Below are 26,932 nucleotides of genomic sequence, written 5' to 3' on the forward strand. Positions count from 1 at the left end.
GTCCTAACAGTCTTGAAACGGCGGTGCGGGCAGGCTGGCTACAACCGCCGCAAGGCCCTTTTCAACGCCGTCAGTTCCGCATCCACCTGTTCATCGGTGGGAAACCGCAGCGTATCGCCGATCTGCCGCCGCAGGATATCCCGGAATTTTCCGCGCAACCGGCTCACCACCTTCCGCGCCGCCTCGCCGCTCATCCCCAGCGCGTCCGCCGCGTCGGCGTAGTTCCCCCCCGCTTCGGACCTGGGATTCAAAAAAGGTTCCAGAATGGCGAACTGCGTCCCCCTGCCCGCTCCATCCTCTTCTTCTCGAAGCGTGCCCAGTGCTCCGAGCAGCACGGTCATCGCCCACTGGTGGTCGAAGATCTCGTGAGGGGTGAGCGCTTCGGCGGGTTCTCCGAAATTCCGCTCCGCCTCATCGACATCGAGCGAGAGGATCTCATATCCACCGCCGCGCTTGAGGGCCAGCCCGCGCTCCCTCACATCGCCCGCATAACGCTGGAACGCCGTGAGCAGGAATGTCCTCAATTTGCCCAGTTCCTGGCTGGCGGAAGAAAACAGGCCCCGCTCCAGCAAATATTGGAAAAATCCCTGGGTCAGATCCTCGGCGTCCTGACGGCCGTTTCCCGTCCTGCGGGCGAACGCATACAGCGGATACCAATAGTTGTGGCAAAGGGTTTCCAGCGCGCGTTGCCGCAGTTCCGGAGCTCCTTCCCGGCAGACGTCGACGAGCATGGTCCATTGCGTCTGGGGAAAAGGCGAAATGCGCGTCGTTCTCATTCATACGCACGTCACCATGTTCCGCCTCCGGATTCGAATCTTTTTCTCTTGAAACGAATCGGTTGCCAGTCCGCAGGATCTGGGTATGCTCCGCGCCCCGGCAAAAGACGCCGGCCCATGAAAATGAATCATCCCCATGTAGCGATCGTAGGTGCGACGGGTGCCGTCGGCGTCGAGATGCTCCTTTGCCTGGAGCAACGGAATTTTCCACTGAGCAAGCTCAAGCTGCTCGCCTCCGCTCGTTCCGCTGGGAAAAAGATGACCTTCCGTGGTGAGGAAATCACCGTGGAGGAGCTGACCCACGACTCCTTCGGGGACGTGGACATCGCCCTTTTCAGCGCGGGTGGCGGGATTTCCCTGGAATACGGCCCCTCCGCAGCCGCGGCGGGCGCGGTGGTCATCGACAATTCCTCCGCTTTCCGCATGGATGCGGATGTCCCTCTCGTGGTGCCTGAAATCAATCCGGAAGCGGCGAAGAACCGCCCGCGCGGCATCATCGCGAATCCGAACTGCACGACCATCATCTCGCTGATGGCGCTGGCACCGCTGCACGCGGCGTTCGGCCTGCGGTCCATCATCGCCTCCACCTACCAGGCGGTGTCCGGCTCGGGAGCCCAGGGCATCGTCGAACTGGAAGAGCAGATGAAGGCCATCGCAAGCGACCAGCCTTTCACTCCGAAAATCTACCCGCGCCAGATCGCCTTCAACGTCATCCCGCAGGTGGATGCGTTCACCGACAACGGCTACACCAAGGAAGAGCTCAAGATGCTCAACGAAGGCCGGAAGATCATGGACCTGCCGGAACTGCGCGTTTCCTGCACCTGCGTGCGCGTGCCGGTCTACCGCTCGCACTCGGTTTCCATCACCGCACAATTCGAGCGCCCCGTGGATGTCGCCGCCGCCCGCGCCGCCTACGAAGGCAGGCCCGGCGTGAATGTCGTCGATGATCCATCCGCCAAACTTTTCCCGGTGCCTCTCGACACCACCGGCAAGGACGACTGCCTCGTCGGCCGCATCCGCAAGAACCTCGTCTTCGACAACGCGCTCGACCTCTGGGTCGTGGGCGACCAGGTCCGGAAAGGCGCGGCTCTCAACGCGGTGCAGATCGCGGAGATCCTGTGATGCAGGAGGACGTGACGACCTCTTACAGCGGAGGCTGCAGGTGATGATCCACCCAAAGGACATCGATGGAGCCTCCATCGCCGTTTTCATCTGGGATCAAACCCATTCCTATGGTGGCAGCATGGTGCTGTTCGGCATCGCGCGTTTTTCAAAGGGTGGATTTTTTGTCGAAAGGGAATCGGAACCTCTCCAAATGCCGATCCCGGAATCCGCATGGGAAAATATCCGGGAAAACGATGACCGGGGTGAAGGGAAAACTTTCGAGTTGGCGGACTACATCGTCATGCTGAGACTTGGCCCGCTGCCCGAGGACGATCCGCCCGAGAACTACGAAAGGATCGATCTCCCGCCCCTCACACGACAATGGACCTCAAGACCTACCTGAAAACCACCGCCTCCGAAGTGGATGCGGCGATGGATTCCTTTTTACCAAAGGCGAAGGAACGCCCGGCCACGATCCACGCGGCCATGCGCTACAGCGTCTTCGCCGGAGGGAAACGCCTGAGGCCCGTGCTCTGTCTTGCGGCGGCGGAGGCTTGTGGTGGTGAAGTCTCAAACGCCCTCGCTCCGGCCTGCGCGGTGGAACTGATGCACACCTATTCTTTGGTTCATGACGATCTCCCCGCGATGGACGATGACGACCTGCGCCGCGGACGCCCGACCTGCCACAAGGTCTATGGCGAGGGCATGGCCGTCCTTTGCGGCGACGCCCTTCTCACGGAAGCCTTCATCGTGCTCGCGAAAGCCCCGGCGACCAAACGCTACGGCACGCGCGAGTTCATCGCCGAGCTGGCGGAAACCGGCGGCAGCCGCAAGCTCATCGGCGGCCAGGTGATGGACCTTGAAGGCGAAGGAAAAAAACTCACCAAACGCGACCTGGTCCGCATCCATGAGGCGAAGACCGCCGCACTGCTCACCACCTCGCTGCGCCTCGGCGGCATGTCCGCCAATGCGACCCCGGCGAAACTCGACGCCCTGACGAAATTCGGCTACGCGCTCGGGCTGGCTTTCCAGGTGATCGACGACATCCTGGATGTCACCCAAAGCACCGAAGTGCTGGGCAAGACAGCGGGCAAGGACGAAGCGGTGGAGAAATCCACCTATCCGGCGATTCTCGGGCTCGATGCCTCGCGCAAGGAGGCCGCGAAGCTAACGAGATCCGCCATGGAAGCGCTGAAACCGCTTGGTAAAAAGGCGGCCCGGCTGGAAGAGATCGCCGCTTACTTGCTCAAGCGGGAATATTGAGGGTTGGGGGCGAGGGGAGAGCCGGCCTACCCGGCCCTCCCGCGCCATCTGAAATTCTCAATGCCCCGCACCTTGTTGCTCCTGGATGTACTCTTGTTTGAGTCCCAATGCTTCCGGTGCGTGCAGGACGAGCATCTTCATGCGCGCGTCCTTCGGAATGCTGGAGCGGGTGGCTTTTGACACGACGATCATCAGGCCGATCGAAAGAGGCACCGACCAGATGGCGGGCTGCTCGCAAAGGATGCGGAGCAGCGGGTGCTCCTTCCAGAAATCGTTGATGCCGACGAAGCTGGCGAAGACCTTGCCCATCGGCCCCTTGTCCAAAGCGAGCGTGCTGACATTCACGACGGCGGCGGAAACCAGGGCGCAAAGACCGCCGGTGAGCATGCCGGTCGCTGCACCCTTCATTGTCATGCCACGCCACCAGACGCTCATGAAGAGCAGCGGGAAATAACTGGCGGCGGCGATGGCGAATGCCTGGCCGACCATGAAGTTGATTTCCAACGGCTCGACCAGGGAGCCGAGTCCCACGGAAACGGTCCCCACGAGCACGGCGCACCATTTGAACATTTTCATCCGTTCTTCCGCAGTCGCTGTCGGACGCAGCATCCGTCCGTAAACATCGTGTGCCAGCGCGCCGGTCATCGAGACCAGCAAACCGGAGAAGGTGCTCATGAACGCCGCGAAGGCACCCGCGCAAGTGATGCCGCTGAGAATCGAACCGAGTGCTCCGTATTTGTCGCGAATGAGGATGGGAAGCTCCAGAACCACCTTGTCCGGACCTTTCGAACCGGTCGCGGCGTAAAGCTCCGGCAGGAAGTTGCGGCCCAGCACCCCGAACACCGGCGGGAAAACATAGAAGACGCCGATAAGGATCATCACCCACATGGTGGTCTTCTTGGCGGCCACACCGTCGGGATTCGTATAAAACCGGACAAGGATGTGTGGCAATCCGGCGGTGCCGCAGACCAGCGCGACGATGAGTGAGAACGTGTAGAGCAGGGAGAGCGGACGCGTCTCCTCCGGGCTGAGGCCCGCGGCCTTCGCCGCCTTCGTGGTGAGCGGACCGAAGGGGGCGATCCAGGATTCGTCCTTCGGTGCTTTTTCCGGCAGGGCCAGACGTTCGGCCGTCGCAGGCTCCGCCGTCCGTACGATGGGAGCGGGATCGGCGGCGGACTTGTTGACGGAGAGATTCTTTCCGTATCCGCCATAGACGAACAACAGGACGAAAATCGGCGCCGAGATGGCGAACATCTTGATCCAGTACTGCACCGCCTGCACGAGAGTGATGCCTTTCATGCCGCCCAGCGCGACATTCAGCGTGATGACCGCGCCGACGACCGCGACGCCCACCCAGTAGGGAAGGCCCGGGAAGATGTAGGCGAGCGTCGTGCCCGCGCCCTTCATCTGCGGCATCGTGTAGAAGAAACCGATGAACAGCACGAAGCAGACGGCGATTTTCCGGAAGACCGGCGAGTCATAGCGGCCCTCCGCGAAGTCCGGGATGGTGTAGGCACCGAAGCGCCGCAAAGGCCCGGCGATGAACAGCAGCAGGAACAGGTAGCCGCACGCATAACAAACGGGATACCACAGCGCGTCATATCCGGAGAGCATCACCATGCCGGCGATGCCCATGAAGCTGGCGGCGCTGAGGTATTCACCGGAGATGGCGGAAGCATTCCAGCCGACGGAAACTGAGCGGCCCGCGACGAAGAAGTCGGACGCGGATTTCGAGGATTTCGCGGAGCGGAATCCCATGATGATGGTGACGACCACCGTGATGGCCGAGAAGGCCAGGATCCAGCCGTCGATTTTTTGAGTGAAGTCCATGGGTGTGCCGGCTTGTTAGTTTTTCCGCTTGTTCCCTTCCGCCGCGTTGACGACCTCGGCATCCTCCAACGCCATCGAGCGGGTGATGAAAATCCGCGCGATCACCCAGACATACGGGAAAAACAGCACGCCGAGGATGAGCCAGGTGAGGGTGAATCCTCCCACCCGCCGCGCCATGAAGACCGGGGCGAGGTAGTTCAGCAGCGGCAGGCCGAAGAGCAGGATCACGAACGCGGTGGCGCAGGTGACGGAGAGCTTGAGCTGGCGTTTCATCAGACCATGGAGGAATTCCTCGCTGTGGATGAAGTCGGTTTCCTTCGGTGGGTTTTCGGGCATATGATATTACTGCTGGAGTCTAGAATGAGAACAGGAACCCATGCGCGGTGCGTCAAGAACCATTTCCCTCCGGCGGCCTCACAATCGGGTAACGGGCAGGGTGAAGTTCCCGGTTTCAAACCCGCGATTTTCCATTACGCTCCTCCCATGCCGTCGCTTGAAAGCTTTTTGGATCCCGCCACCGTCTCGCTCAAAATCTGTGGGGTCACCACCCGTGAGGATGCCGGCCAACTGGTGGCGATGGGTGTCGATGCCCTCGGTGTGAATTTCTGGCCCCGCTCGAAACGCTATCTCCCACCGGAGGATGCGGCCTGGTTGCCGGATCTGGCGGGAAAGATCCTGCGCGTCGGTGTGTTCGTGAACGAGCCACCCGAGCTTCCGTTGCGTCTGGTTCGCGAGGGGTATCTCGACGTCGTTCAACTCCATGGAGATGAGAAACCGGAAGACGCCGCGGCATTCCGTGAGGCGGGCATACCGTTCATCAAGGCCATCGGCGTGAAGACACAGGCGGACCTCGCGCTGGCCACCGGCTACGGAGCCATGGCCATCCTGCTGGACGCGCACGCGCCGGGCATCTACGGCGGCACGGGCGAGGTGTTCGACTGGGAGGTGGCGTCGGAATTCCGCAGGGAGAATCCCGATCTGCCAGTCATCCTCGCCGGAGGCATCGTCCCGGAGAACGCGGGGCTCGCCGCGATGAGCGTGCAACCCGCCGCGCTGGACATCGCATCCGGCGCGGAAATCTCGCCAGGCATCAAGGACTTTGAAAAAGTCTCCGCATTTCTTACCGCACTGCACCGCTGATCCGACATGTTGACCGACTCGCATTGCCATCTCGCCTCCCACAAGTTCTCTGCCGGGGAAATTCCGAACCTGCTTCAACGTGCGCGCGATGCCGGCGTGACACGACTGGTTTCCCTGGTGACCAGCCTGGAGGATCTGCAGGCGAATCTCACCATCGCGGAAAATCCCATGGTCCACACCTGCATCGGCATCCATCCTTGCGACGTCCATCACGCTCCGGACGATGCGACAGCGCGGCTTGCCGGGTTCTCGGGAGATCCCCGCGTGTGCGGCATCGGCGAGACCGGCCTCGATTATTTCCATCCGGCTCCCGATGGCTGGAGCGAGGAGGCTTTCCGCGAACGCCAGCGCACGTTCCTCCGCCAGCACTTCGAACTCGCCGCGTCGGCGAAACTGAATGTCGTGATCCACACGCGGGACCGCGAGGGCTGCGGTTCGTTCGAAGACGCCCTTTCCATCTACCGTGAGTACCATGCTTCCGTGCGGGCCGTGTTCCATTGTTTCATCGGCCCATGGGAGAACGCCCGGCGCGTGCTGGACCTCGGCGGACTCGTCTCCTTCGGCGGCGTCGCCACCTTCAAGACCGCACACGATGTCCGTGAAACCGTGAAGCGGTGTCCTGCGGGAGATTTCATGTTGGAAACCGACGCGCCCTACCTCGCTCCCGAGCCCTTCCGGGGGAAACGCAACGAACCGGCGTTCGTTCGAAATACGGCGGAACGCATCGCCGGACTTCGCGGGGAATCGTTGGAATCCCTCGCCCTCCACACCACCCTTGCCGCCGTCACATTTTTCCGGTTGCGCCCGGAAGCCGTTTGAATAAAGAACCGTTCCGGCGACGTTTCAACAATTCTCCGGCGGCACCCTCGTTCCGTCCTTCCCAATCCAACTCCAATCCGCTACCTCCATCATCATGACATCGATCCGCATCCTGGCCCCGGCGCTTCTCGCCTGCGCTTTCGTTTCCTGCGCTTCCCAAAAGGCAGATCAATACGACACACCGAACGCCGCGGGCGCGGCACAAGCCAGCGCACCCGCCACCGAATCCGCGAATCCGGTTTACGACACTCCCGCCGCTTATGAGGAAACCGGCACCGCCGCCGTGGCGGATGGGTCCGGAGTGAACATCCCCGCCTCACCCGCTCCCGAAGTCTCCGCACCCGCCGCTCCACCGGCACCATCCAACGGAGCCGCCATCATCCATACCGTCGTGGCCGGCGACACGCTCTCCGGCATCAGCGCGAAGTACAAGGTGCCTTCCGCCGCCATCAGACAGGCGAACAACATGACCAAGGACACCGTCATCCTCGGCAGAAAAATGGTGATCCCACCCGTCCGCTGAATTTTCCAACCGCCGCCGTCAGCCATGCGCTGCCGGCGGCTTTCTTATTTAATCCCATGCGCATTCTCCCTACCCTGCTCCCCGTCCTCCTCCTGACCTCCGCCTTCGCCCAGACAGAACCCGCGGCGGAGGCTCCCGGCGCCAGCGCGAAGGAAGCCGCTCTCGACAACCTGTTGTCCGAAAGGAATTCGGACAAGGCCCTGGAGGAGGTCATCGAGGCAGCCCGGAAAAACGGCATCAGCGAACAAGCCATCCTCGAGGCACGCTTCCTCTATCATGTGGACCGCCGCGAGGATGACGAGGTCGCGGCGATGCTGCCCGAGTTCACCAAACAGAGCGAGAGCTTCAAGCTGGCGGACTCCGCCATCTTCAGCGTGAGGGAAGACTGGCTCGCCGTCTGCGAATACGTGCAGGCCATCGCGGCGTTGAAAAAATCCGACAAGGCGGGCTTCAAGACCCACATCACCGAGGCGTTCTGGCTCAGCCCGCGCCAGGCCTCCGCCTTCGCTCCACACATCGAACGCATGCGGTTGGAGGAATCGATGAGTTCGGTGAAGATCGACTTCGAAACGAAGCTGGCATCCGTCACCGGCGGCGATCCCGTCGCGCTCAAAAGCCTTCTGAAAGACAACAAGGCCATGATCATGCAGTTCTGGTCACCCTCGTCACGGGAGTCGGAAGCAACGCTCCCTGACTATGCCATCGCGGCGAAGGCGCTCGGGGAAAAAGGCATCGCCATGGTCACCATCATCCCCGATGACTCCGCGAAGGCCCTCGCGGACGCACGCAGGATGATCGCTCCATTGGGAGCGAAGCCACCGGGCGCGTGGCTCGTCGACCAGAAGGAAAATCCGCTGGCCCGCCAGCTCCGCGTGCAAGCCCTTCCTCTCTTCGTGCTGGTCTCGAAGGAAGGCCGCGTGCTCTTCAACGGCGATCCCACGGACGACGGCTTGTGGGACGCGCTGCTCAAGATCGACCCGCAGATCCAGCGTCCGGAATCACATGGCATCGGCGAATGACGCGCGTCCCTCAATTACGATGAATCTAGTAGATCGATGGAGCGTGTCGGAAATATTTAAGATTTCTTGAAAATCGACACGTTTCAACTTGACGCGACATCGAACTACTAGTTTCGTCGTCGTTAGCGAAGAGACACATTTATGGCGCGGCCCATCCACCCATCCAATCTCGAACTGCAAGCCCTATCGGTTTTATGGCATGAAGGTCCTTCGACCGTCGCCGCCGTCCAGGAAACCCTTCCTGATAGAAAAGACCGCGCCTACACCACGGTGCTCTCCGTCATGCAGAGCCTGGAGCGCAAGAGTCTGGTGAAACGCTCGCGGGTCGGCCGTGCGGATGTCTATGCCGCGGCTTATTCGCAGGAGGTCATCGTCCAGCGCGCGACGCATGATTTCCTTACCAATGCTTTTGGAGGACGTCTCGGTGAGGCGCTCCTCGCTATCCTCTCCGCCGGCACATTGACGCCGGAAGAGAAAACAAACATCGAACGCGAACTCCAACGACACAAGACAATGGCTGCAAAAAAAACTGCGAAGAAAGCAGCGGTGAAAACCGCGAAGAAGGCCGTGAAGAAGGTCGCCACGAAAGCCCCGGCCAAAAAGGCCCCGGCGAAGAAGGCGGCAAAGAAAGCGGCAACCAAAGCCCCCGCCAAAAAGGCTCCTGCGAAAAAAGCAGCGCCCGCCAAGAAAGCGGTGAAGAAGGTCGCCAAAAGCGCTAAGAAAGCCGCTCCCGCCAAGAAAGCCGTGAAGAAGACGGTGGCCAAGAAAGCGGCTCCTGCGAAAAAGGCGGCACCCGCCAAGAAGGCCGCTCCCGCCAAAAAAGCCGCTGTGAAAGCAGCACCAGCCAAGAAGGCGGCTCCTGCGAAAAAGGCTCCCGCCAAGAAGGCCGCTGTCAAGGCAGCGCCTGCGAAGAAGGCTGCCAAGAAAGCTGTGAAGAAAGCGGCATCGAAGTAATCCACACCCCGGGAGGACGAACCGACTGTCCCGCGTGCGGGACAGCCGTCAGCACCATCCGGATACAAGGTTTATCAACGGCGGGAGATCAGAGGATCTCCCGCCGCTTTTTTTAGCAAAAAAGGGGTTGCATCCCATACGGCGTCCATCCTAGCTTCGCGCGCCCTGAAGGGGCACGACCTATCGCGCGGTTAGCTCAGTGGTAGAGCACCACCTTGACACGGTGGGGGTCACTGGTTCGAACCCAGTATCGCGCACCATTTTTTCCACTTGTCCCCAGCCAGATCCATCCTGCGATGAACGCGGAGTCGCCCGCACCCGAAGAGCTGGACGCTCTTCTCCGGCTCTTGGATGACGAAACGCCCGGCATTCGGGAACGCATTGCGGAACGCCTCGCCCTGGGCAGCGGCGACCTCAGCGAATGGCTCGCCAGCCGTCCCCGGTCCCTGAGTAAAAAAGAGGAGAGGATTTTAACCGGACTGCTCGGTCCCGCCCGCCGCAGGACGCTCACCCGTGAGTGGCTCGCTCCCTCCGGTGGTGCCGCCGCGCTGCAGGAAGATTGGGAAACCTTTGAAGCCCTGCTGCGCGTCCTGTCGGATTTCCTGCACGACGGCGTCACGCTCCGGCAACCGCTGTCGGACGCGCTCGACCTGCTCGCGGAGGAGGCTGCCGACGAAGGCGTCACCACCGCGAACGAACTGCGGGTTTATCTCTTCGAGGAAAAGCGCCTGACCGCGAACCAGGTCGAATACCACGACCCGAGAAACTCCGACCTCGCCTGGTCCATCGCCGAAGGACGTTCGAATCCCCTGGGCCTGTGTGTGATCTTCATGCTCACGGCGCGTCGTCTGAATCTTGAAGTGGAGGGAGTCAATTTCCCGGGTCACTTCATGTGCCGTATCTTTGAGGATGGCTTTCCCATCATTGTCGATTGCTTCGGCGAAGGCCGGCTCCACCTCCAGGCATCCCTGCTGGAAAGCCCGGATCTCAACCGCGCCCAGCGCCAGCAGCTCCGTTTGACGGCGGATCCCGGCACGATCCTGCTCCGCCTGCTCAACAACCTCGACCAGGCGCTCGCCCAAGCCGCGAGAGATGAGGATGCCGCCTTGATCGAACAGCTCCAGGCCACACTCGCGTGAAATCGAACGGCACTCGTGAATGAGAGCCTTCCTTCCACCCGCCTACGGGATTATTCCCAAACCCCCAGTGCGGCCAACTGGCGGCCCGCGGCCTCGGCCCACCCTCTGTTGGCCGCAGGCGATGCGGGTGACGGATGCAGCACACGCCCGATCGACGCCTTGCTCCCGCAGGATTCCGCGGCACGGCGCAGGCGTTCTTCCGCGAAACCTCCCACACCGATCAGCCATGATGGCTTGAGCAACGAGATTACCTCGCTGAGATGCTTCTGGCACGCGGCCTCCACCGGAGCCATTTCCGCCACGGAGAGCTTGTCAGGCGTCAGGTTCGCCCCCGTCTCACTCATCCAGACCAGAGGGCAGTAGTTGAGGACGAAGTGATCCTTGAAGAAGGCATCCGCCGTGCCGAACCGTTCCGCGAACAATCCCCACAAGCGGCGGCCGCTCACTTCGGAGCGCTGGCATTGGAAGCCTTCTATGGGACGCTTCGGATGCTCGCGCGCGGGTTTGCCGACAGGCGCCTCGATGCCCATCCAGTCACGCACCGCCGCCACCTCGCCGAAGGGCACGCCCGTCTGAGCCATGCCGAACGGTCCCGGATTCATTCCAAGAAAGACCACACGCTTCTTTCCCTTCCCGAACCGCTCCAGGTACATCCGGTGTGCTTCCCAGGTATAGTCCAGGGTGCGGTAAACGTAGGCCACCGGCGGCGAAAACTCCAACTCCCTCAGCTCGTCCGCCAGGCGCGCGGTGGATGGGATCAACTCGTTCATAAAAATTCCCTCAATGTTTCCACGCGAGCGCCAGCACCAGCAGCGCGACCGGGATGTAGATCAGCGTGAAGAAGAACAACTTCCGAGCCGAGGTCCGCTCGCCGTCACGCGAGAATTTCAACGCCAGCGCCATCATCACCAGCGCAAGCAGCGGCCCGACGATGGTCCACAGCAGGTTCGCGAATCCCACGAACGCCGGCAGCAGCGAGAACACCGCCAGCGAGAGCGCGAACACCGCGGACAGCACTCCGCTTTTTTTGCCGGTGAGATCGCCGTTCGACCACATCTTGTAGCCCACCGATTCATACTCCTCGCGGCACAGCCAGTTGATGGCGATGAAGTGCGGAAGCTGCCAGAAAAACAACAGCCCGAAAAGGAACCAAGCCTCCCAACCAACAGCCCCGCCCGCGCCCACCCAGCCGATCACCGGAGGAATCGCTCCCGTGACCGCACCGACCAATGTGTTCGTCGAACTCAGGCGCTTCATGGGCGTGTAGGCGAAAACATAGACCGCCACCGTGGCCGCCGCGAGGTAGGCCGCGAGATGTCCGACCTGCACCGCGAGGTGGATGATGCCGATCGCTGAAAGCACCCAGCCGATGCCGAACGCCACCAGGGGGTCCATGCGGCGCGAAGGCAGCGGGCGGTCCGCCGTGCGCTTCATCCGGGCATCCAGGTCCACCTCCATCAGTTGATTGAAAGCCGCCGAGCCGAACGCCGCCGCCGCGGTGCCGAGGAGGGTGTGGAGCAGTCTCATCCAGTCCATCCCCGCTCCGAGCGAATAAAGGAGGAATCCGACGAACGTCGTGATGAGGACGAAAAAATTCAGCCGCACCTTCATCAGCACCGCCAGATCCTGCCGCAGTCCCGGGATGGGCAACAGGGGCTCGGCCGCAGCATTCGTGTCATTTGTTCCAGATTCGTCCATGGCGCGGCGGGATGATGCCCCGATCCCGTCGTTTTCCAAGCAGTGACTTGGCCCCGGCGAGTTTTCCCTGGGGCAAGCCAGTGCTCGACTCCGGGAAAACAGCCGCTAGCATGCGGTTTCAAAACCCACCACCGTGCGATTCCTCCCCATTTCACTCCTGCTTTTAGGACTCTGCCATGCCGCGGAAGTCAGAACCTGGACCGACGCCCAGAGCCGGAAGATCGAGGCGACCCTTGTCCGCATCGAGGGCACGTCCGTGGTCCTCAAGCTTGCCGATGGCCGCGAAGCCCCGTTCCCGCTCGACAAGCTGTCCGAGCCGGACCGCAAATACGTCGAGGACAACCGCGCGCTGACACCGACCACCAAGGAGCTGAAGCCCGCCACGAAGGTGGAGACCGAAAGCCCGGACGCTTCGAAAAAACTCAATTTCGACGATCCTTGGCCCGAAAGCATCCGTTTCACCGAGGACCCGGAGATCAGCACCATCGAGGAGAACGCGGAGAAAAAACACTTCATCTACGAGAGCGCCAACTACCGCTACGTCTGTGATGTCCGGCTCGCGAAGTCCGTGGTCAAGGGCTTCGCCGTCATGTTCGAAGCCACCCATCTTTTCTGCCGCACCATGCCTCTCGCGATCAACGGCGGCGTGAAAAAGGATGGAAAACACCAGATCCTGCTTTTCGAAAAATTCGACGACTACGTCAAAGCCGGCGGTCCCCCCACCAGCGCGGGGGTATACATCGGCGGCAAGGGCGTCGTCATGGTTCCTCTCGGCAGCCTGGGCGTGAAACCCGTGGGCAGCGGCTACATGCTGGACCGCGACAAGAGCAGCAAGACCCTGCCCCACGAACTCACCCACCAGCTCACCCCGGACCCTTATTATGACAAGGGGTCGATGGGATGGTTCACCGAAGGAATCGCCGAATACGTCGCCGTCACCCCCTACCGCTCCGGCTCCTACAGCGTCCGGGGCAACCAGAAGGACATCTTCGACTACGCCACCGGCTATGGATCGAAGGACATGGGAGGCCGCGCGCTCGGCACGAAAATCCATCTGCCGCCGCTCAAGGATTTCATGCTGCAAAGCTACTCCTCCTTCCTCGAACAACCCCAGCTCAGCTACGGCTGCGGCCTGCTCATCACCACCTACTTCCTCCACATGGACGGCGCGGGCGACGGCAAGCGCATCAAGGCGTTCCTCAAGGCCCTCCATGAGGGCAAGGACGGCGAGGCATCGCTCTCCCTCCTGCTGGACGGCCGCACCTTCGAGGAACTCCAGAACGACCTGATCAAGGCATGGAGCCGCAAGGGCGTGGATTTCACGTTCGGGAAGTAGGTATCGGAAGTCGCAGACCCATGATCCGAGCCACCCTCATGTCCCTGACCGCCGCGCTCGCCATGCCGGTCTGTACTGCCGAAGAAAAGCCCATGACCGTCGAACAGGCGGGAGGCTTTGTGAAACTCGCGCTAGCGGGGATCGACCGCGAATATCCGAACAAGACCGGCCACGTGATGACCGGCCCCGAGGATCGGAAATCACCGGCCGGGATGCACCCGGTGTTTTACGGGCATTTCGACTGGCACTCGTCGGTGCACGGGCACTGGATGCTGGTGCGTCTCCTTAAAAATTTCCCCACCGCCCCGTTCGCGGAGGAAGTGCGCGGCGTGCTGAAACGCCGTTTCACCGCAGAAGGACTGAAGGCGGAAACCGCGTATTTCCAACAAAAGGAAAACCGCAGCTTCGAGCGGATGTATGGCTGGGCATGGGCGCTGCGCCTCGCAACGGAATTCCACGGATGGGACGATCCCGACGGCCGCGAATGGGCGCAAAATTTCCAGCCTTTGGAAAAGGAAATCACCAGCCTGGCGAAAGCCTACCTGCCCAAGCTCGATTGGCCGGTCCGTTGCGGGTTCCATCCGGAGAGCGCGTTTCCGCTGGCACAGATGCTCGACTACTCGCGGAAGACCGGCGACGCGGAGTTTGAAAAACTGCTGGTCGCCAAAGCCCGGGCGTTTTATGCGAAGGATCGCACCTATCCCACCGCCTACGAACCCTCCGGCAATGACTTCTTCTCACCGGGCCTCAACGTCGCGGATCTGATGCGGCGGGTGCTTCCCGCGGATGAGTTCGCCAACTGGTTGACCGGTTATTTCCCCAACCTCGCCGCGGGAGAAGCAGGCAATCTCCTCACACCGGTCACCGTCAGCGATCCCAGCGACGGCCACCTGATCCATCTTGCGGGCCTGAATCTCAGCCGCGCCTGGACGATGCGGGGGATCGCCTCGGTTCTTCCAGAAGGTGATGCCCGCAAGAAGGTCCTGCTGGATTCCGCGGCAAAGCATGCGGATGCGGGAATGGCACTCGTCTCCAGCGGCCACTACGAGGGCGAGCACTGGCTGGCTTCCTTCGCTGTTTACCTGCTCGACGACGCCGGGCTCTGACAAGCAACCGGAGGGCAAAGAGTGGCGCGTTCATTCTGAACGCAGCGTGCCGGGGATGCTGTCTCTCGGCAGTTCGCCGGAGCGGTCGTCAGAATGGCGACGCCCCTTGCTTTCGGCAATCGCCGCTTGTCCGCGGTTCCCCGCCTGATAGGAGTGCTCACGAATGAACCGCATCGACCGACTCACCGGCATGATCCTGCTGCTGCAAGGGCAGCGCGTGATCACGGCGGAGCAGATCGCCGGGCATTTCGAGATCAGCGTGCGGACGGTCTATCGGGATCTCGCCGCCCTTGGCGAGGCTGGGGTGCCGATCATCGCCGAGGCGGGCATCGGCTACAGCCTGATGCGCGGCTACCACATGCCGCCGGTGATGTTCACCGAGGACGAGGCGGCGGCGCTTTTCATGAGCGGCGTGGTCACGGAACAGATTGCCGACGATTCCCTGAGCCAGTCGCTGAAGTCCGCGCTGCTCAAGGTGCGATCCGTCCTGCCACAGGAGAAAAGGGACTATCTCCACCAGTTGAAGGACAAGGTCAGCGTCTCGTTCCGCCAGAGCCATGATGTGGGAAAGCGCGAGTCCCTGATGCCGATACAGGATGCGGTTGTCAGGAGACGTTGTCTGAGGATCGGCTACAATACCGCCAGCCAGGGCGACATCACGGAGCGTCTGGTGGAGCCGCTCGGGTTGGTATTCTACGCCCGGCGGTGGCATCTCATCGCCTGGTGCCGGTTGCGCAAGGAGGTCAGGGATTTCCGGTTGGACCGCATGGCGAGCTGGAAGGTGATGGATGAATGTTTCCAGGAACACTCTGGTTTTCTTTTGAAGGAGTTCCTGCGGAAGAGCATCGAAAACCATGAACTGACCCCGGCCACGGTCATCGTCGAGCGCGGGGCGCTCGAGCGCTTTCATGGAGAAATCCCCTGCACGCGGATTTCTGAGGAAATCCAACAGGACGGGCGTGTTCGGCTGGAACTGCTGACCTATTCGTGCGAATGGCTGGGTGGCTGGCTGCTGGGATTCGGAACGCGCGTGGAAGCGGTGGAGCCGCCGGAGCTTCGCGATGGCATCCGCGACGCGGCGCTCGCCGTGGCCGCACGCCATGCGGAAGAATTTTCCGTCGTTTGAAACCCTGCTGACATAGGGTTGTCAGCAGGCCGTGGTGGAATCCTTTCGTCGCCCGCAACAAGGGCGCGCGAAACCAAAAACAACCACCATCCCTATGAAAACAAACGCACTGAACTGGTTCGAGATCTTCACCAACGACCTCGCCAAGGCCACCGAATTCTACAGCACCATCCTCAAGGCGGAACTCACAACCCCGTCCTCCGGCTGCAACATGGCGATCTTTCCCTACGATGCCGAAAGCGGCGTGGGCGGAGGACTCACCCAGATGGACGGCCACAACCCCGGCCCCGGCGGAACGATCGTCTACCTGAACGTCGAGGGAGATCTGGACGGAGTCCTTTCCCGCATCCCCGCCGCCGGAGGCAAGGTCCTGAAGGAACGCTTCGACATCGCCCCCCACGGATTCATCGGCATCTTCAGCGATCCGGAAGGAAATATCGTCGGCCTGCACAGCATGTCCTGAGACGGCCCGAATCACCCGCCCCGTTGTCCTGCACAACGGGGCGGGAATCAGAAAAAGGCCGGATCCCGCCACGAGCGGGATGCGTCGATTTCAGAAGACCGTTTTCCATGAGGAACGGCGTTTTAGGATGATTTTCGAGTGTAAACTCAGCGTTCGGCAAAAAGAAGCCCGGACACCTCCCCCCAATGGGTCGTTGCGGCAGAGTAAGTTATGTGGGAACTTAGCCATTGAAAGGTCTCCCTCGGTTTTCCAACGGGACACCCCGTCTGTCAAAACCCACCGCGCGTTTGCCTGTCGTTTCCGTGTTCATCCACGGCGGCATCTCCGCATTCGATCGTCCAAACCCATCGGCTTCTTCCCTCATGTCAAAACCCACCTCTTTCGAGCGCCCCGCCGCGTCGCCGGGAATCCGGCTCGCGTCAGCCATCGCCCTTTTGTCAGCCGTCACAGTCCCCGCGCTGCGGGCCGACATCACCTACAATCTTAATTTCGATCCCGCATCATCCCCGCAGACACAACAGGTGGCGAACTCGGTGGCGGTGGCGGCCGCGTTCTACAACCAGTACGGCTCGTTCAACAAGCACTGGAGCGTGAATTACAACGCCGGAATTCCCACGGCGGAGGCGAATTACAGCGGCTACATGGGCTACGGCGGCATCCGCAATGAACGCGTCGTGTTTCATGAGGCGGCACACACATTCGGCATGGGCACCGGCCCGAACTACGGCAACCTGATCTCGGGCGGCGTCTGGAAGGGCAGATACGGCAACCAGGCACAATTCGACACTTATAATGACTTCGGAGACGGACTGCATGGCGATGGTCACGCCGTCTGGCCCAGCGGCTACAACTATGACAACGAGGATGGCGTCATCGAGCGGCACTGGCACACCCGCATCATGGCCGGCATCCGCGCGGACATGGGCATCCTCTCGTTCACCCGGGAAGCGAGGAATGAGGGGGTGGTGGCGGGTGAGACCGCCGAGTTCCGCGTGGAGTCTCCCATGGCGGCGTCATGGCAGTGGTCCAAAAACGGAGTTCCCCTGACGAACGGAGGCGACATCTCCGGAGCGACCAGCCCGAGATTGAGGATCGCCAATGCCGAAGCCGCCGACGCGGGAAGCTACCGCTGCACCGTCACCGGCGCGAACGAAACCCTGAACAGCCGCCCCCGCCAGCTATGGGTCCATGCGGCCGCACCACTCGGGCAATGGAACTTCAATGGCAACCCCGGCGACGCCCTCGGCCTGAACCACGGCACCGCCATCGGTTCGCCCGCCTACGTCGCCGGAAAAACCGGTCAGGCCGTGGATCTGGATGGGACGGATGATTACATCGATCTTCCCGACCCGGTCGGGCGCGCCGGAGACATCACCGTGGCGACCTGGGTGAACTGGGACGGAGGAGGCAACTGGCAGCGCGTCTTCGACCTCGGCTCGAACACCTACCAATACCTGTTCCTCAGTCCCAAATCCGGCGACAACACCCTGCGGCTGGCGCTGAAGGACAGCATCAATGGCAGGGACGTGGAATACCAAGTCAACGCCCCCGCCCTGACCACCGGACAATGGGTCCATCTGGCGGCGGTGTTGAATGGCAACTATATGACTCTCTATGTGAACGGAAAGCCGGCGGGTTCCGCTTTCGATCTCGACGCCAGTCCCGCCCATTTCCCAGCCACGAACAACTACATCGGCAAAAGCCAGTCCGCGGACCCGCTTTTCAACGGACGCGTGGATGACTTCCGCATTTATGGCAAGGCCCTCTCCGGTTCGGACGTCTGGTCGCTGTGGGGGCAGAGCGCCAATCAGGCGCCGGTATTTTCACAGCCGGTCATCACGCTGCCGGCAGTCAGCGCGCTGGAGCCTTTCGCGCCCCAGACGGTCGCCCCGTTCGCCAGCGATCCGGATTCGAATCCTCTCACGTTTTCCAAATTATACGGCCCCGCCTGGCTGGCGGTCGCGGCGAACGGCACCCTCACCGGACAACCCGGCGCGGGCAGCGGTGGAGAAAACACCTTCATCATCCGCGTCACGGATCCCTCCGGTGCGAGTTCGGATGCCACGGTGAAAATCCAGATCCACGCCCCGTTGGCCGCTCCCGTGACTTCCAGCACGACCGCCCCCGTCACGGATGACGACGATGCCTATCATTTCGCCAGCAACATCGGCGAACCCGACACCATCAACGGCACAACCAACGCCGCCGACAATGATGAGTCGACCTACCTTGCGGAGGACCGGAGCAGCAAAGGCCAGACCTTCACGACAGGGACCAGCGCCCAGGGGTATTTCCTCCAGTCCTTCACCGTCCAGCACGTGAACTGGCCCACCGTCACTCCCAATGGATCGGGCTACGACATCCAGCCGGGCGACCAGTGGGAATTCCAGATCGGCACGATGAGCGGCACCACCAAGACTCCGCTTCTGAGATATACCGCGGTGTATGACGGCACGGCCCTCACCGGCAGCGGCACGGGCGGCACCGGGCGCTACCTGACGTTCAACGTCTCGGGCATGGCCGTGCGGCTCGAACCTGCCACGACCTACTACTTCGAAATCGCGCCACTCTCCGGTGATCCTTATTTCGAGATGAACAGCAAGCGCACCGGCACCTACGCGGGCGGCACCGCCTTCCGGGGCAACGTCGCCGGCACGCTCGGCACCAGTGTCACCCCGCTCGCCGGAGACTACATTTTCCATGTGAATCTGGAGGCGAAAAACATTATCGCCCCCGGCACCGTCGCCTACTGGAACTTCGAAGAAGGTTCCCCGAACACCTACGTTCCCTACGCCCGCACCACGGACAACCAGTATCAGGGAAGCCTCTTCGACCAATCCGGAAACGGCAACCACCTCTCGGTCTGGACAGGGAACTGGCAGTGGTACCGTCCGCAGGTGCCATCCGGCACCACACCGCAGACCGGCATCGCCAACTCCCTCAGCATCCAAAACGCGGGTGCCTACCCCTCCATCACCTCCACCGGCACCTCCCTGGCAAGCTGGAGCCCGGAAACGTGGACCATCGAGGCCGCCATCCGGCCCGACGATGCCACGAACGGCTACCAGACCTTCATCGGTCGCGACAGCCGGGGAGCCTTCGCCGGAGATCCGGCACTCGCCGCAATTTATTTCACAGTGGTACCCAACGGAGGCCTGCGCTTCATGTTCACCGATGCGGCGGGAAACAATTGGGACATCACCACCGCCGCAAACACCATCCAGGATGCGAAATGGCACGCCGTCGCCGCCACATCCGACGGCGACACCCTTTCACTCTATCTGAAAAACATCAGCAATGGTGCCACGGCGTACACGCTTCTCGGCACCCGCGACATCTCCGCCAGCGCGAATCCCGCCATTTCCACCGGTGCGGGTGATGGTGGCGACTGGGATCCCGGGACGATCACGATCGCACGCGGCCTCCACAACGGCGGCCACACCGACCGCTTCTTCGGCCACATCGACGACGTCCGGCTGACCAACGGCGCGCTCGCACCCGAAAACTTCCTCTACAGCCCGCTCGGCTCCATCCAAGCGTGGCGGCTCGGTCATTTCGGCACCACCGCCGCCACCGGCAGCGCGGCGGACAACGCCGATCCCGATGGTGACGGCTGGGACAACATCAGCGAATACATCTCCGGCACCCTGCCCAACAATCCCTCCAGCAAGCTCGGCATCGCCAGCCTTCTCGCCGAGGGCGATGACCGCACCATCACCTTCCCGACCATCAACGGACGTTACTACACCGTGCAGGCCACCGACACACTTGTCGCTGCGAGTTGGGAAACCGTGCTCACTTCGGGCGTCCCTGCGGCGAACCTTCCCGGCACCGGCGGCGACCTCCAGGTGACCGACAGCGGCGGAGCCACCCACCCCAAGCGCTTCTACCGCATCCTCGTCACGAAATAGCGGCGATCACGGAATTCTCAGGCAATGAGCAAGAGGCGGGCGGGCGAACCGGGGAGACTTTCCGGAGCACGATGAACACAGGGTGATGCGGAATTTCCCGGATAATCCACGGCGATCCGCCAGAGATTCCCCACCCCGAAAGTGAACGGGCTTGCACCGGGAAGAGGATCATAGTGGAGATCGTAGCAATGGTCCGCGAGGTATTCGAGGAAACCGGCATCATCCGGCCCGCCGTAGTCCTTGAGCAGGATCGCGCGGACGGCGGGATCGTCCACGCGACGGCGGGCCTGGTCCTTTCCGAGACCTTCGCTGGAAGGACCGAGGTAGGTGCACAGCCACGTGTCCGCCTCATCGGTGGCGGTGTCCACGTGAAAGGAGTAAACATCGGTGCGCAGGAGGCCGGGGTCCTCGTCGCGCTCGTAACCGGTGATGCCATTGAGTTCGGAAAACAGTCCATGCCGGCGGAGAAGATCCAGGTCGGCAAGCATGGCATCCACCGCCATCTGGCAGGCGGGAGACCAGGATGTTTCCTCAAGCAGCAGGTCCTCCACCGGAATGATACCGCCGGGAAGCGCCAGTTTTTCGATCACACCCGCATAGTCTCCGGCAAGCGTCCGCTCCCAGCAAAGGGCGTTCACCCCATCCGCGAACGGAGTGGTGAGAAGTTCCTCGAAACTGGCGACACGACGCACGTTCGGATGCTCGGCTGGCGGAGTGGAGGTGGACATGCCGGAACGTAGGAAAAGCGGAAGCGGGAATCAACCCGCCGGGCTGTCTCAAATCCGCAGGGCGGTTTTCAAGAACGGTGCCGTCCGCGAGGTCTTCGATTTCGCCACTTTCTCCGGCGTACCCTGGGCGATGATCTGGCCGCCGGCCTCGCCCGCTTCCGGGCCGAGGTCGAGGATCCAGTCGGCTTCGGCGGCGACGGCCATATGGTGCTCGATGACGACCACCGTGTGCCCTTCGTCCGCAAGGCGGTGGAGCACGTCAATGAGGCGTTGCACGTCTTCGAGGTGCAGGCCGACGGTCGGCTCCTCGATGAGGTAGAGGTTGCGCTGGGTGAGAGCCGCGTTGTTCAGCGTGGCTTTCGTGCCGCGACCCTTGGTGAGTTCGGAGACGAGCTTGATGCGCTGGGCCTCGCCACCGGACAAGGTGGGGCTGGCCTGACCCAGTTGGAGATAACCGAGACCGGTATCCGCCATGAGCTTGAGCGGATGGGAGATCCGTGGCTGGGATTCGAAAAACGCCGCGGCATCGTCGATGGTCATCGCGAGGACCTCACCGATGTTTTTCTGCCTGAAGGTGACTTCCAGCGTGGCGGGGTTGTAGCGCTGGCCGTTGCAGGTTTCACAATGGACCCAGGTGCTGGGAAGGAAATCCATCTCAAGCTTAACCCGGCCGTTGCCCTTGCAGTCGGGGCAGCGTCCGCCCTCGGTATTGAACGAGAACCGCGAGGCGTCGAAGCCGCGCATGCGTGCTTCCGGAAGCTGGGCGAACAGGGCGCGGATGTGATCGAACACCTTCACATAGGTCGCCGGACAGGAACGCGAGGTCTTGCCGATCGGTGACTGATCGACCTCGAAGGTGGCCTTGACCAGCTTTTCCCCGCTGGTCTTGCCGAAAGGAAGTTCTGATTTTTTAACGCGGGTGGTCTTGGCCTCGTTCTTGAAAAGCGCCGCGATGCAGGAGTGCATGAGCGACGATTTCCCGGATCCGGAGATACCCGTCAGCACGGTCAGGCGGCCCAGGGGAATGGCGACATCGACGTTTTTCAGATTGTTCGCATGGCAACCGGCGAGGGTGAGGAACGGGTGGTCCTTCCCCACGGCGCGGCGTGATCCACGGAGCGGGTGATGCATCACGGCGGAGAGCGCGCGGTAGGTCGGGGAAGAAGAAGCGGCAAGTACGGGGTGATCGGTGGCCGGTGAGGAAGAATTGCCAGTGGAGTGCTTTTTCCTACCTTTTCCACCGACCACTGGTGGCAGATCACCTGGCGCTTTGGGAATCTCGGGCGGCTTTCCTTGGTAGACGATTTCCCCGCCGAGCCGGCCCGCGCCGGGACCGAGGTCGATGAGGTGGTCCGCGGCGACGATGGTGTCTTCATCGTGCTCGACGATAATGAGGGAGTTCCCTTGGTCGCGGAGGGAGATGAGGGTCTTGAGCAGGGCGGCGTTGTCGCGCGGGTGGAGGCCGATGGTGGGCTCGTCCAGCACGTAGAGCACGCCACGGAGGTTGGATCCAAGCTGGGCGGCGAGGCGGATGCGCTGGGATTCTCCGCCGGACAGCGTGTTTCCCGAGCGATCCAGTTGGAGGTAGCCGAGGCCCACTTCCTGCAGGAAGGTAAGCCGCTGGCGGATTTCCGGCAGGATGTCTCGGGCGATGAGAGTGTCGCGGGAATCGGTGAACGTCAGGTCCGTGAAATGGGTGGTGGCGGAGTTGATCGAGAGTTTTCCGAGGGCGGAGATGGGGGTGGAGAACCTGCCACCCCGGCCACCCGCCGGCGGTGATCCTTGCAGGCGGACGGCGGAGGCGGTGGGATTGAGACGCGAACCGTGGCAGGCGGGACACTCGGTGAGTTCGTTGGACTCCATGCGGTCGATGGCGCGGTCCGCATCCATCTCGGCCTCCAACACGGTGTCGAAACGCGAGGTGTCGAGATGCTGGCGGCGCTTCGGCACCCGGCCATGGCCACGGCACTCCGGGCACCAGCCGTGCGGAGAATTGAAGGAAAACAGGCGTGGATCGAGCTCTTCGAACGACTGGTTGCAGCTCGGACAGTTCGAGTGGGTGGAGAGAAGGTGGATTTTCCCATCCGCGGTGTGGAGTTTGATGATGCCTTTTCCGATGTCGAGCGCACGGGGGATGAGGGTGTGCAGGTCCAGATGATCGGTGACCGGTGAAGAGGACGACACATGGGAAGAAGCATTCTTTTTCCCCACCTTGCGACCAGCCACCGGTTGCCGGTCGTTCGAAACCTCCGCAACCACGACGTCGATATCGTGCTCCTTGAAGCGTTCGAGGCGGGTGAAGGTTGATGCCTCCTGGAATCCGCCATCCACCAGCAGGCTTGTGAATCCCTGTTTCACCGCCCATTCGGCGATCTCGGTGTGGAAGCCTTTTTTACCGCGGATGATGGGAGCCAGCAATCTGACAGCACCGCTTTTCAAGTGGTCGCGGATGGTGTTTTCGATGGCCGCCAGCGACTGCTTCTCAACCGGGACATGGCAGTCCGGGCAATAGAGGGTGCCGAGCTTGGAGTAGAGGAGGCGGATGAAATTCCACAACTCGGTAACGGTGGCGACGGTGGATTTTCCGCCGCCTTGGGAAATGCGCTGCTCGATGGCGACGGTGGGCGGAAGTCCCTGGAGCTGGTCGATCTCGGGTTTTTCCAACTGCTCGGCGAACTGCCGGGCGTAGGCAGACATGGAGTCGAGGAAGCGCCGCTGGCCCTCGGCGAAAAGGATGTCGAAGGCGAGGGTGGATTTTCCCGAACCGGAGAGGCCCGAAATCACGACGAGCTGGTCGCGCGGGATGTCGAGCGAGATGTTCTTGAGATTGTGGTGCCGCGCGCCACGCAGGGTGATGGAGTTGGAGGAAGCCGGGAGTTCCGGGTTGGGAAGCGGGAGTGAAGAGGAAGACCCGGTGGAACCCTCCGCTCCTTTCGTCACGCCGGCGAGGGCTTGTTTGAGGAACCCGGCGGTGGGGGTGTCGAGTTTCGCAACCTGTTCGGGTGGACCGGTGGCGACGAGCTGGCCACCGTGTTTTCCGGCTTCCGGACCGAGATCGAGCAGCCAGTCGGCGGATTTGATCACATCGAGGTTGTGCTCGATGACCAGCAGGGTGTGACCGGAATCGACGAGTTTCTGGAAAACCGTGAGCAGGTTTTCGATGTCGGAGAAATGGAGGCCGGTGGTGGGTTCGTCCAGGATGAGAAGTTTTCCACGGGCGGAGCCTTGCGTTTCGGTGGAAGCGAGGAGCTGGCAGAGTTTCAGCCGCTGGGCCTCGCCACCGGAAAGCGTGTTGAGCGGTTGGCCGAGCTTGAGATAGCCGAGGCCGACCTGGACAAGTGGTTCCAGCAGTTTGACGATCTGCTGGTGGCGCTTGGCATGCGCCGGGATGAGGCCGGCGACTTCGGAATAAAATGCGATGGCGTTCGCGACCGTCAGATCCAGGATGTCATGGATCGACTTTCCAAGATAATGATAGTCGAGTGTGGAGGGTTTGTAGCGTTTCCCGTTGCAGTCCGGGCAGGTGACGTAGAGGTCGGAGAGGAACTGCATCTCCACCTTTTCAAAGCCGTTTCCCGCACAACGGTCGCAGCGGCCGGCACCGGAGTTGAACGAGAAAAATCCGGTGGTCAGCTCGCGGGCGCGGGCTTCCGGGGTGAGGGCGAAAAGCTGGCGGATGGGATCGAAGGCACCGAGGAAAACCGCCGGTGTGGAACGAGGGGTGCGTGCGACCGCCGTTTGATCGACAAGCTCGACGCTGGCCAGATGCTGGGAGCCGGTGAGGGATTTGATCGGAGCGGCGTCGCCCTCGGCTTCCTGGCCGAGCTTGCGGGCGAGATTCAAATAAAGCACGTCGTGTGCGAACGTGGATTTGCCGGAACCCGAAACTCCGGTGAGGCAGACGAAGAGACCGAGCGGGATCTCGGCATCCAGCTTTCTCAGGTTGTGCCGCGTCGCGCCCTTGATCGAGAGCACCTTCTTCGAAGGCTTGCGGCGTGAGGCCGGAACCGGGATGGATTTCGCACCGGTCAACCAAGGAAGGGTGCCCACCGCCGGAGAAGTGGAAATGTTTTTGGAAGCGACCGCCTTTTTCTTCCCTCTTGCACCGGTCACTGATGACTGGTCACCTGGCACTCCCCCGCCAGTCACCGGACCTTGGTAAATGAGCGTGCCGCCTTCCGATCCGGCGGCGGGACCGATGTCGATGAGCTGGTCCGCCGCCTGCATGACGGCTTGCTCGTGCTCGACGACGACGAGGGTGTTGCCCTTGTCGCGGAGGCTGTGCATGACACCGACGAGGCGGTCGATGTCGCGGGGGTGGAGACCGACGGTCGGCTCGTCCAGCACAAAGAGGGTGCCTGTCAGGGAAGCTCCGAGGCAGGTGGTGAGATTGACGCGCTCGACCTCGCCACCCGAGAGGGTGCGGGTGGTGCGGTCCAGCGTGAGGTAACCGAGGCCGACCTGGTCAAGGTAGCTGAGGCGGGAGGTGATTTCCGTCAGGACAAGCTTCAGCGTGGCATCCGGAGTGCCGAGCGCGGTGTGCTCGTTGATCAGTGGAGCGGAAGAGGCGACCAACGCGGAGAACCACGGAAGAAGGTCGCTGATGGACATCGCCCACAGTTCCGGGAGGGTTTTGCCTTCGATTTTGAAACACAGGGACTCCGGCTGGAGGCGCCGGCCACGGCATTCCGAGCAGGTGGTGTAGGAACGATAGCGGCTGAGGAAGATCCGGACCTGCATCTTGTAGGCCTTGGTTTCCAGCCAGTCGAAGAAGCCCTTGATTCCATACCAGTTGCCGGATTGCCAGAGGTCCTCAAGCTGTTCGGGAGTCAGATTCTCCGTCTTACGATCTCCGTAGTAGATCCATTCCAGCTCGGCCTCCGTCAGATCCTCGACCGGGCACCGGGTATCGATGCCCCGCTCCTTGCAGTTCCTGACGAGGTCGCGCAGGCACTCGTCTCCGCGCTCGCCCTGGAAGGGCTTGATGGCCCCTTGGGCAATGGAAAGGGATTTGTCAGGAATGGTTTTCTCCAGATCGATCCCGATGACCCGGCCGAAGCCACGGCATTTCGGGCACGCACCGAGCGGGGAGTTGAAGGAAAACAGCGCCGCGGTCGGCGGGCGGAGGGTGAAGCCTGTGGCGGGATTCGTCCAACTCGTGCTGAACGAGCGCGAGCTTTCCGATTTCAAGCCGGAGCTTTCCGTCAAATGGACGGTGGCATGGCCCTTGCCGAGACGGAAGGCGGCTTCGAGCGCCTCCAGCAGACGGGATTGGTTTTCCGGAGTGACCTTGAGCCGGTCCTGGAGAACATGGATTTGCGGCCCCAACCCTGAGGTTCCGGAATCGAGGGGTTCGTCGGTGCGGTGGATTTTTCCGCCGATGAGGACGCGGAGGTAGCCCTGCTGGTTCAGGATGGGAAAAATCTCCTCAGGTTTCGCCTCGGGCGGGACGGGCAGGGCGAAGGTGATGTGAACGGACTGTCCCGCGAAATTCGCGAATGCCCATGCGGCGGCGGATTCGGGGGAATCCGGCTGGATGGTCTCGCCGGTGTAGGGGTCGTAACCGATGGCGAGACGGGCGAAGAGCAGCTTGAGATAGTCGTTGATCTCGGTGAGCGTGCCGACGGTCGAGCGGGTCGTCCGCACATGGTTTTTCTGCTCGATGGCGATGGCAGGAGGAATGCCCTCGATGGAATCGACATCCGGCTTGTCCATCCGGTCGAAAAACTGCCGGACATAAGGCGAGAACGTCTCGACGTAACGGCGCTGCCCTTCCGCGTAGAGAGTGTGGAAGGCCAGCGAGGATTTGCCCGATCCCGAAGGACCCGTGACGACGGAAAGCTTGCCAAGCGGAATATCCAGATCGAATCCCTGGAGATTGTGCTGGCGGCAGCCGCGCAGGCGGATGACCTGGCCTGGAGTGGTCGGAGCGGATTTGGGGGCGTCTTTGGGCACGCCCGAGAATAGCGGCAAACCCGCCATCCGCTAGTGGAAGAG

The 26,932-nt window shown here is 61.9% G+C and carries 21 protein-coding genes and 1 tRNA gene; 15 read left to right on the forward strand and 7 right to left on the reverse strand.

The window, feature by feature from the left end:
• Positions 1-38: 38 nt before the first annotated feature.
• Positions 39-731, reverse strand: a complete 693-nt coding sequence (locus tag JIN84_RS07165; protein ID WP_200350348.1) for an RNA polymerase sigma factor — start codon at positions 729-731, stop codon at positions 39-41.
• 168 nt (positions 732-899) lie between these two features.
• Between JIN84_RS07165 and JIN84_RS07170 the strand changes: the two genes are divergently transcribed.
• Genes JIN84_RS07170 through JIN84_RS07180 form a run of 3 tightly spaced genes read left to right on the forward strand, consistent with a single transcriptional unit; the run spans position 900 to position 3,143 of the window.
• Positions 900-1,898 (forward strand): aspartate-semialdehyde dehydrogenase, encoded by a 999-nt coding sequence (locus tag JIN84_RS07170; RefSeq protein WP_200350349.1) that lies wholly within the window; start codon positions 900-902, stop codon positions 1,896-1,898.
• Between the two features lie 43 nt (positions 1,899-1,941).
• Complete coding sequence (locus JIN84_RS07175; RefSeq protein WP_200350350.1) at positions 1,942-2,283, forward strand: hypothetical protein; 342 nt, start codon at positions 1,942-1,944, stop codon at positions 2,281-2,283.
• Complete coding sequence (locus tag JIN84_RS07180; RefSeq protein WP_200350351.1) at positions 2,262-3,143, forward strand: polyprenyl synthetase family protein; 882 nt, start codon at positions 2,262-2,264, stop codon at positions 3,141-3,143. The genes JIN84_RS07175 and JIN84_RS07180 overlap by 22 nt, the downstream gene beginning before the upstream one ends.
• 57 nt (positions 3,144-3,200) lie before the next feature.
• Here JIN84_RS07180 and JIN84_RS07185 read toward each other — a convergent pair whose 3' ends face one another.
• Together JIN84_RS07185 and JIN84_RS07190 are read right to left on the reverse strand one after the other, a co-directional pair.
• Positions 3,201-4,973, reverse strand: a complete 1,773-nt coding sequence (locus JIN84_RS07185; protein ID WP_200350352.1) for a solute symporter family protein — start codon at positions 4,971-4,973, stop codon at positions 3,201-3,203.
• Positions 4,974-4,988: 15 nt separating this feature from the next.
• A complete protein-coding gene (locus tag JIN84_RS07190; RefSeq protein ID WP_200350353.1) occupies positions 4,989-5,309 on the reverse strand; it encodes a DUF485 domain-containing protein in 321 nt (106 codons plus the stop codon).
• Positions 5,310-5,456: 147 nt separating this feature from the next.
• Here JIN84_RS07190 and JIN84_RS07195 point away from each other — a divergent pair, with 147 nt between their 5' ends.
• The 7 genes from JIN84_RS07195 to JIN84_RS07225 all read left to right on the forward strand — a co-directional run bounded on the left by JIN84_RS07195 (position 5,457) and on the right by JIN84_RS07225 (position 10,567).
• Positions 5,457-6,113, forward strand: coding sequence for a phosphoribosylanthranilate isomerase (locus JIN84_RS07195; protein ID WP_200350354.1), 657 nt, complete (start codon positions 5,457-5,459; stop codon positions 6,111-6,113).
• 6 nt (positions 6,114-6,119) lie between these two features.
• Positions 6,120-6,932: a TatD family hydrolase gene (locus JIN84_RS07200; RefSeq protein ID WP_200350355.1), complete on the forward strand. Its 813-nt coding sequence runs from the start codon at positions 6,120-6,122 to the stop codon at positions 6,930-6,932.
• A 94-nt stretch (positions 6,933-7,026) separates the two neighbouring features.
• A complete protein-coding gene (locus tag JIN84_RS07205; RefSeq protein ID WP_200350356.1) occupies positions 7,027-7,455 on the forward strand; it encodes a LysM peptidoglycan-binding domain-containing protein in 429 nt (142 codons plus the stop codon).
• 56 nt (positions 7,456-7,511) lie between these two features.
• Entirely contained in the window at positions 7,512-8,474 is a 963-nt protein-coding gene (locus JIN84_RS07210) for a TlpA family protein disulfide reductase (RefSeq protein WP_200350357.1), read from the forward strand.
• 141 nt (positions 8,475-8,615) lie between these two features.
• Positions 8,616-9,428, forward strand: coding sequence for a BlaI/MecI/CopY family transcriptional regulator (locus tag JIN84_RS07215; protein ID WP_200350358.1), 813 nt, complete (start codon positions 8,616-8,618; stop codon positions 9,426-9,428).
• Positions 9,429-9,613: 185 nt separating this feature from the next.
• A tRNA-Val gene (locus tag JIN84_RS07220) sits at positions 9,614-9,688 on the forward strand.
• A gap of 36 nt (positions 9,689-9,724) precedes the next feature.
• Positions 9,725-10,567: a transglutaminase family protein gene (locus JIN84_RS07225; protein ID WP_200350359.1), complete on the forward strand. Its 843-nt coding sequence runs from the start codon at positions 9,725-9,727 to the stop codon at positions 10,565-10,567.
• A 50-nt stretch (positions 10,568-10,617) separates the two neighbouring features.
• Here the strand turns inward: JIN84_RS07225 and JIN84_RS07230 are convergent, their stop codons facing one another.
• Both JIN84_RS07230 and cyoE read right to left on the reverse strand, forming a co-directional pair.
• Positions 10,618-11,337, reverse strand: a complete 720-nt coding sequence (locus tag JIN84_RS07230; RefSeq protein ID WP_200350360.1) for a uracil-DNA glycosylase family protein — start codon at positions 11,335-11,337, stop codon at positions 10,618-10,620.
• A 10-nt stretch (positions 11,338-11,347) separates the two neighbouring features.
• A complete protein-coding gene (gene cyoE, locus JIN84_RS07235) occupies positions 11,348-12,265 on the reverse strand; it encodes a heme o synthase (RefSeq protein WP_200350361.1) in 918 nt (305 codons plus the stop codon).
• A gap of 133 nt (positions 12,266-12,398) precedes the next feature.
• Here cyoE and JIN84_RS07240 point away from each other — a divergent pair, with 133 nt between their 5' ends.
• The 5 genes from JIN84_RS07240 to JIN84_RS07260 all read left to right on the forward strand — a co-directional run bounded on the left by JIN84_RS07240 (position 12,399) and on the right by JIN84_RS07260 (position 20,207).
• Positions 12,399-13,601 (forward strand): SHD1 domain-containing protein, encoded by a 1,203-nt coding sequence (locus JIN84_RS07240; RefSeq protein ID WP_200350362.1) that lies wholly within the window; start codon positions 12,399-12,401, stop codon positions 13,599-13,601.
• A 20-nt stretch (positions 13,602-13,621) separates the two neighbouring features.
• Positions 13,622-14,707 carry a DUF2891 domain-containing protein gene (locus tag JIN84_RS07245; RefSeq protein ID WP_200350363.1) on the forward strand — a complete coding sequence of 362 codons (1,086 nt, stop codon included), beginning with the start codon at positions 13,622-13,624 and terminating at the stop codon, positions 14,705-14,707.
• 163 nt (positions 14,708-14,870) lie between these two features.
• A complete protein-coding gene (locus tag JIN84_RS07250; protein WP_200350364.1) occupies positions 14,871-15,833 on the forward strand; it encodes a helix-turn-helix transcriptional regulator in 963 nt (320 codons plus the stop codon).
• 94 nt (positions 15,834-15,927) lie between these two features.
• Positions 15,928-16,296: a VOC family protein gene (locus JIN84_RS07255; protein WP_200350365.1), complete on the forward strand. Its 369-nt coding sequence runs from the start codon at positions 15,928-15,930 to the stop codon at positions 16,294-16,296.
• 362 nt (positions 16,297-16,658) lie between these two features.
• Complete coding sequence (locus tag JIN84_RS07260; RefSeq protein ID WP_200350366.1) at positions 16,659-20,207, forward strand: LamG-like jellyroll fold domain-containing protein; 3,549 nt, start codon at positions 16,659-16,661, stop codon at positions 20,205-20,207.
• 17 nt (positions 20,208-20,224) lie between these two features.
• Here the strand turns inward: JIN84_RS07260 and JIN84_RS07265 are convergent, their stop codons facing one another.
• Together JIN84_RS07265 and uvrA are read right to left on the reverse strand one after the other, a co-directional pair.
• A complete protein-coding gene (locus tag JIN84_RS07265) occupies positions 20,225-20,935 on the reverse strand; it encodes a DUF1826 domain-containing protein (protein ID WP_200350367.1) in 711 nt (236 codons plus the stop codon).
• Positions 20,936-20,983: 48 nt separating this feature from the next.
• Positions 20,984-26,917: an excinuclease ABC subunit UvrA gene (gene uvrA, locus JIN84_RS07270; RefSeq protein WP_200350368.1), complete on the reverse strand. Its 5,934-nt coding sequence runs from the start codon at positions 26,915-26,917 to the stop codon at positions 20,984-20,986.
• Positions 26,918-26,932: the final 15 nt, after the last annotated feature.

This window comes from Luteolibacter yonseiensis (assembly GCF_016595465.1).
Taxonomy (GTDB): Bacteria; Verrucomicrobiota; Verrucomicrobiia; order Verrucomicrobiales; family Akkermansiaceae; genus Luteolibacter; species Luteolibacter yonseiensis.

What these genes read in the sequence shown, in the direction of transcription:
- JIN84_RS07185 (WP_200350352.1), bottom strand. Translation starts at nt 4,973, where the DNA reads ATGGACTTCACTCAAAAAATCGACGGCTGGATCCTGGCCTTCTCGGCC.
- JIN84_RS07215 (WP_200350358.1), top strand. Translation starts at nt 8,616, where the DNA reads ATGGCGCGGCCCATCCACCCATCCAATCTCGAACTGCAAGCCCTATCG.
- JIN84_RS07195 (WP_200350354.1), top strand. Translation starts at nt 5,457, where the DNA reads ATGCCGTCGCTTGAAAGCTTTTTGGATCCCGCCACCGTCTCGCTCAAA.
- JIN84_RS07175 (WP_200350350.1), top strand. Translation starts at nt 1,942, where the DNA reads ATGATCCACCCAAAGGACATCGATGGAGCCTCCATCGCCGTTTTCATC.
- JIN84_RS07170 (WP_200350349.1), top strand. Translation starts at nt 900, where the DNA reads ATGAATCATCCCCATGTAGCGATCGTAGGTGCGACGGGTGCCGTCGGC.
- JIN84_RS07190 (WP_200350353.1), bottom strand. Translation starts at nt 5,309, where the DNA reads ATGCCCGAAAACCCACCGAAGGAAACCGACTTCATCCACAGCGAGGAA.
- uvrA (WP_200350368.1), bottom strand. Translation starts at nt 26,917, where the DNA reads ATGGCGGGTTTGCCGCTATTCTCGGGCGTGCCCAAAGACGCCCCCAAA.
- JIN84_RS07210 (WP_200350357.1), top strand. Translation starts at nt 7,512, where the DNA reads ATGCGCATTCTCCCTACCCTGCTCCCCGTCCTCCTCCTGACCTCCGCC.
- cyoE (WP_200350361.1), bottom strand. Translation starts at nt 12,265, where the DNA reads ATGGACGAATCTGGAACAAATGACACGAATGCTGCGGCCGAGCCCCTG.
- JIN84_RS07225 (WP_200350359.1), top strand. Translation starts at nt 9,725, where the DNA reads ATGAACGCGGAGTCGCCCGCACCCGAAGAGCTGGACGCTCTTCTCCGG.
- JIN84_RS07250 (WP_200350364.1), top strand. Translation starts at nt 14,871, where the DNA reads ATGAACCGCATCGACCGACTCACCGGCATGATCCTGCTGCTGCAAGGG.
- JIN84_RS07165 (WP_200350348.1), bottom strand. Translation starts at nt 731, where the DNA reads ATGCTCGTCGACGTCTGCCGGGAAGGAGCTCCGGAACTGCGGCAACGC.
- JIN84_RS07255 (WP_200350365.1), top strand. Translation starts at nt 15,928, where the DNA reads ATGAAAACAAACGCACTGAACTGGTTCGAGATCTTCACCAACGACCTC.
- JIN84_RS07260 (WP_200350366.1), top strand. Translation starts at nt 16,659, where the DNA reads ATGTCAAAACCCACCTCTTTCGAGCGCCCCGCCGCGTCGCCGGGAATC.
- JIN84_RS07200 (WP_200350355.1), top strand. Translation starts at nt 6,120, where the DNA reads ATGTTGACCGACTCGCATTGCCATCTCGCCTCCCACAAGTTCTCTGCC.
- JIN84_RS07205 (WP_200350356.1), top strand. Translation starts at nt 7,027, where the DNA reads ATGACATCGATCCGCATCCTGGCCCCGGCGCTTCTCGCCTGCGCTTTC.
- JIN84_RS07180 (WP_200350351.1), top strand. Translation starts at nt 2,262, where the DNA reads ATGGACCTCAAGACCTACCTGAAAACCACCGCCTCCGAAGTGGATGCG.
- JIN84_RS07230 (WP_200350360.1), bottom strand. Translation starts at nt 11,337, where the DNA reads ATGAACGAGTTGATCCCATCCACCGCGCGCCTGGCGGACGAGCTGAGG.
- JIN84_RS07265 (WP_200350367.1), bottom strand. Translation starts at nt 20,935, where the DNA reads ATGTCCACCTCCACTCCGCCAGCCGAGCATCCGAACGTGCGTCGTGTC.
- JIN84_RS07245 (WP_200350363.1), top strand. Translation starts at nt 13,622, where the DNA reads ATGATCCGAGCCACCCTCATGTCCCTGACCGCCGCGCTCGCCATGCCG.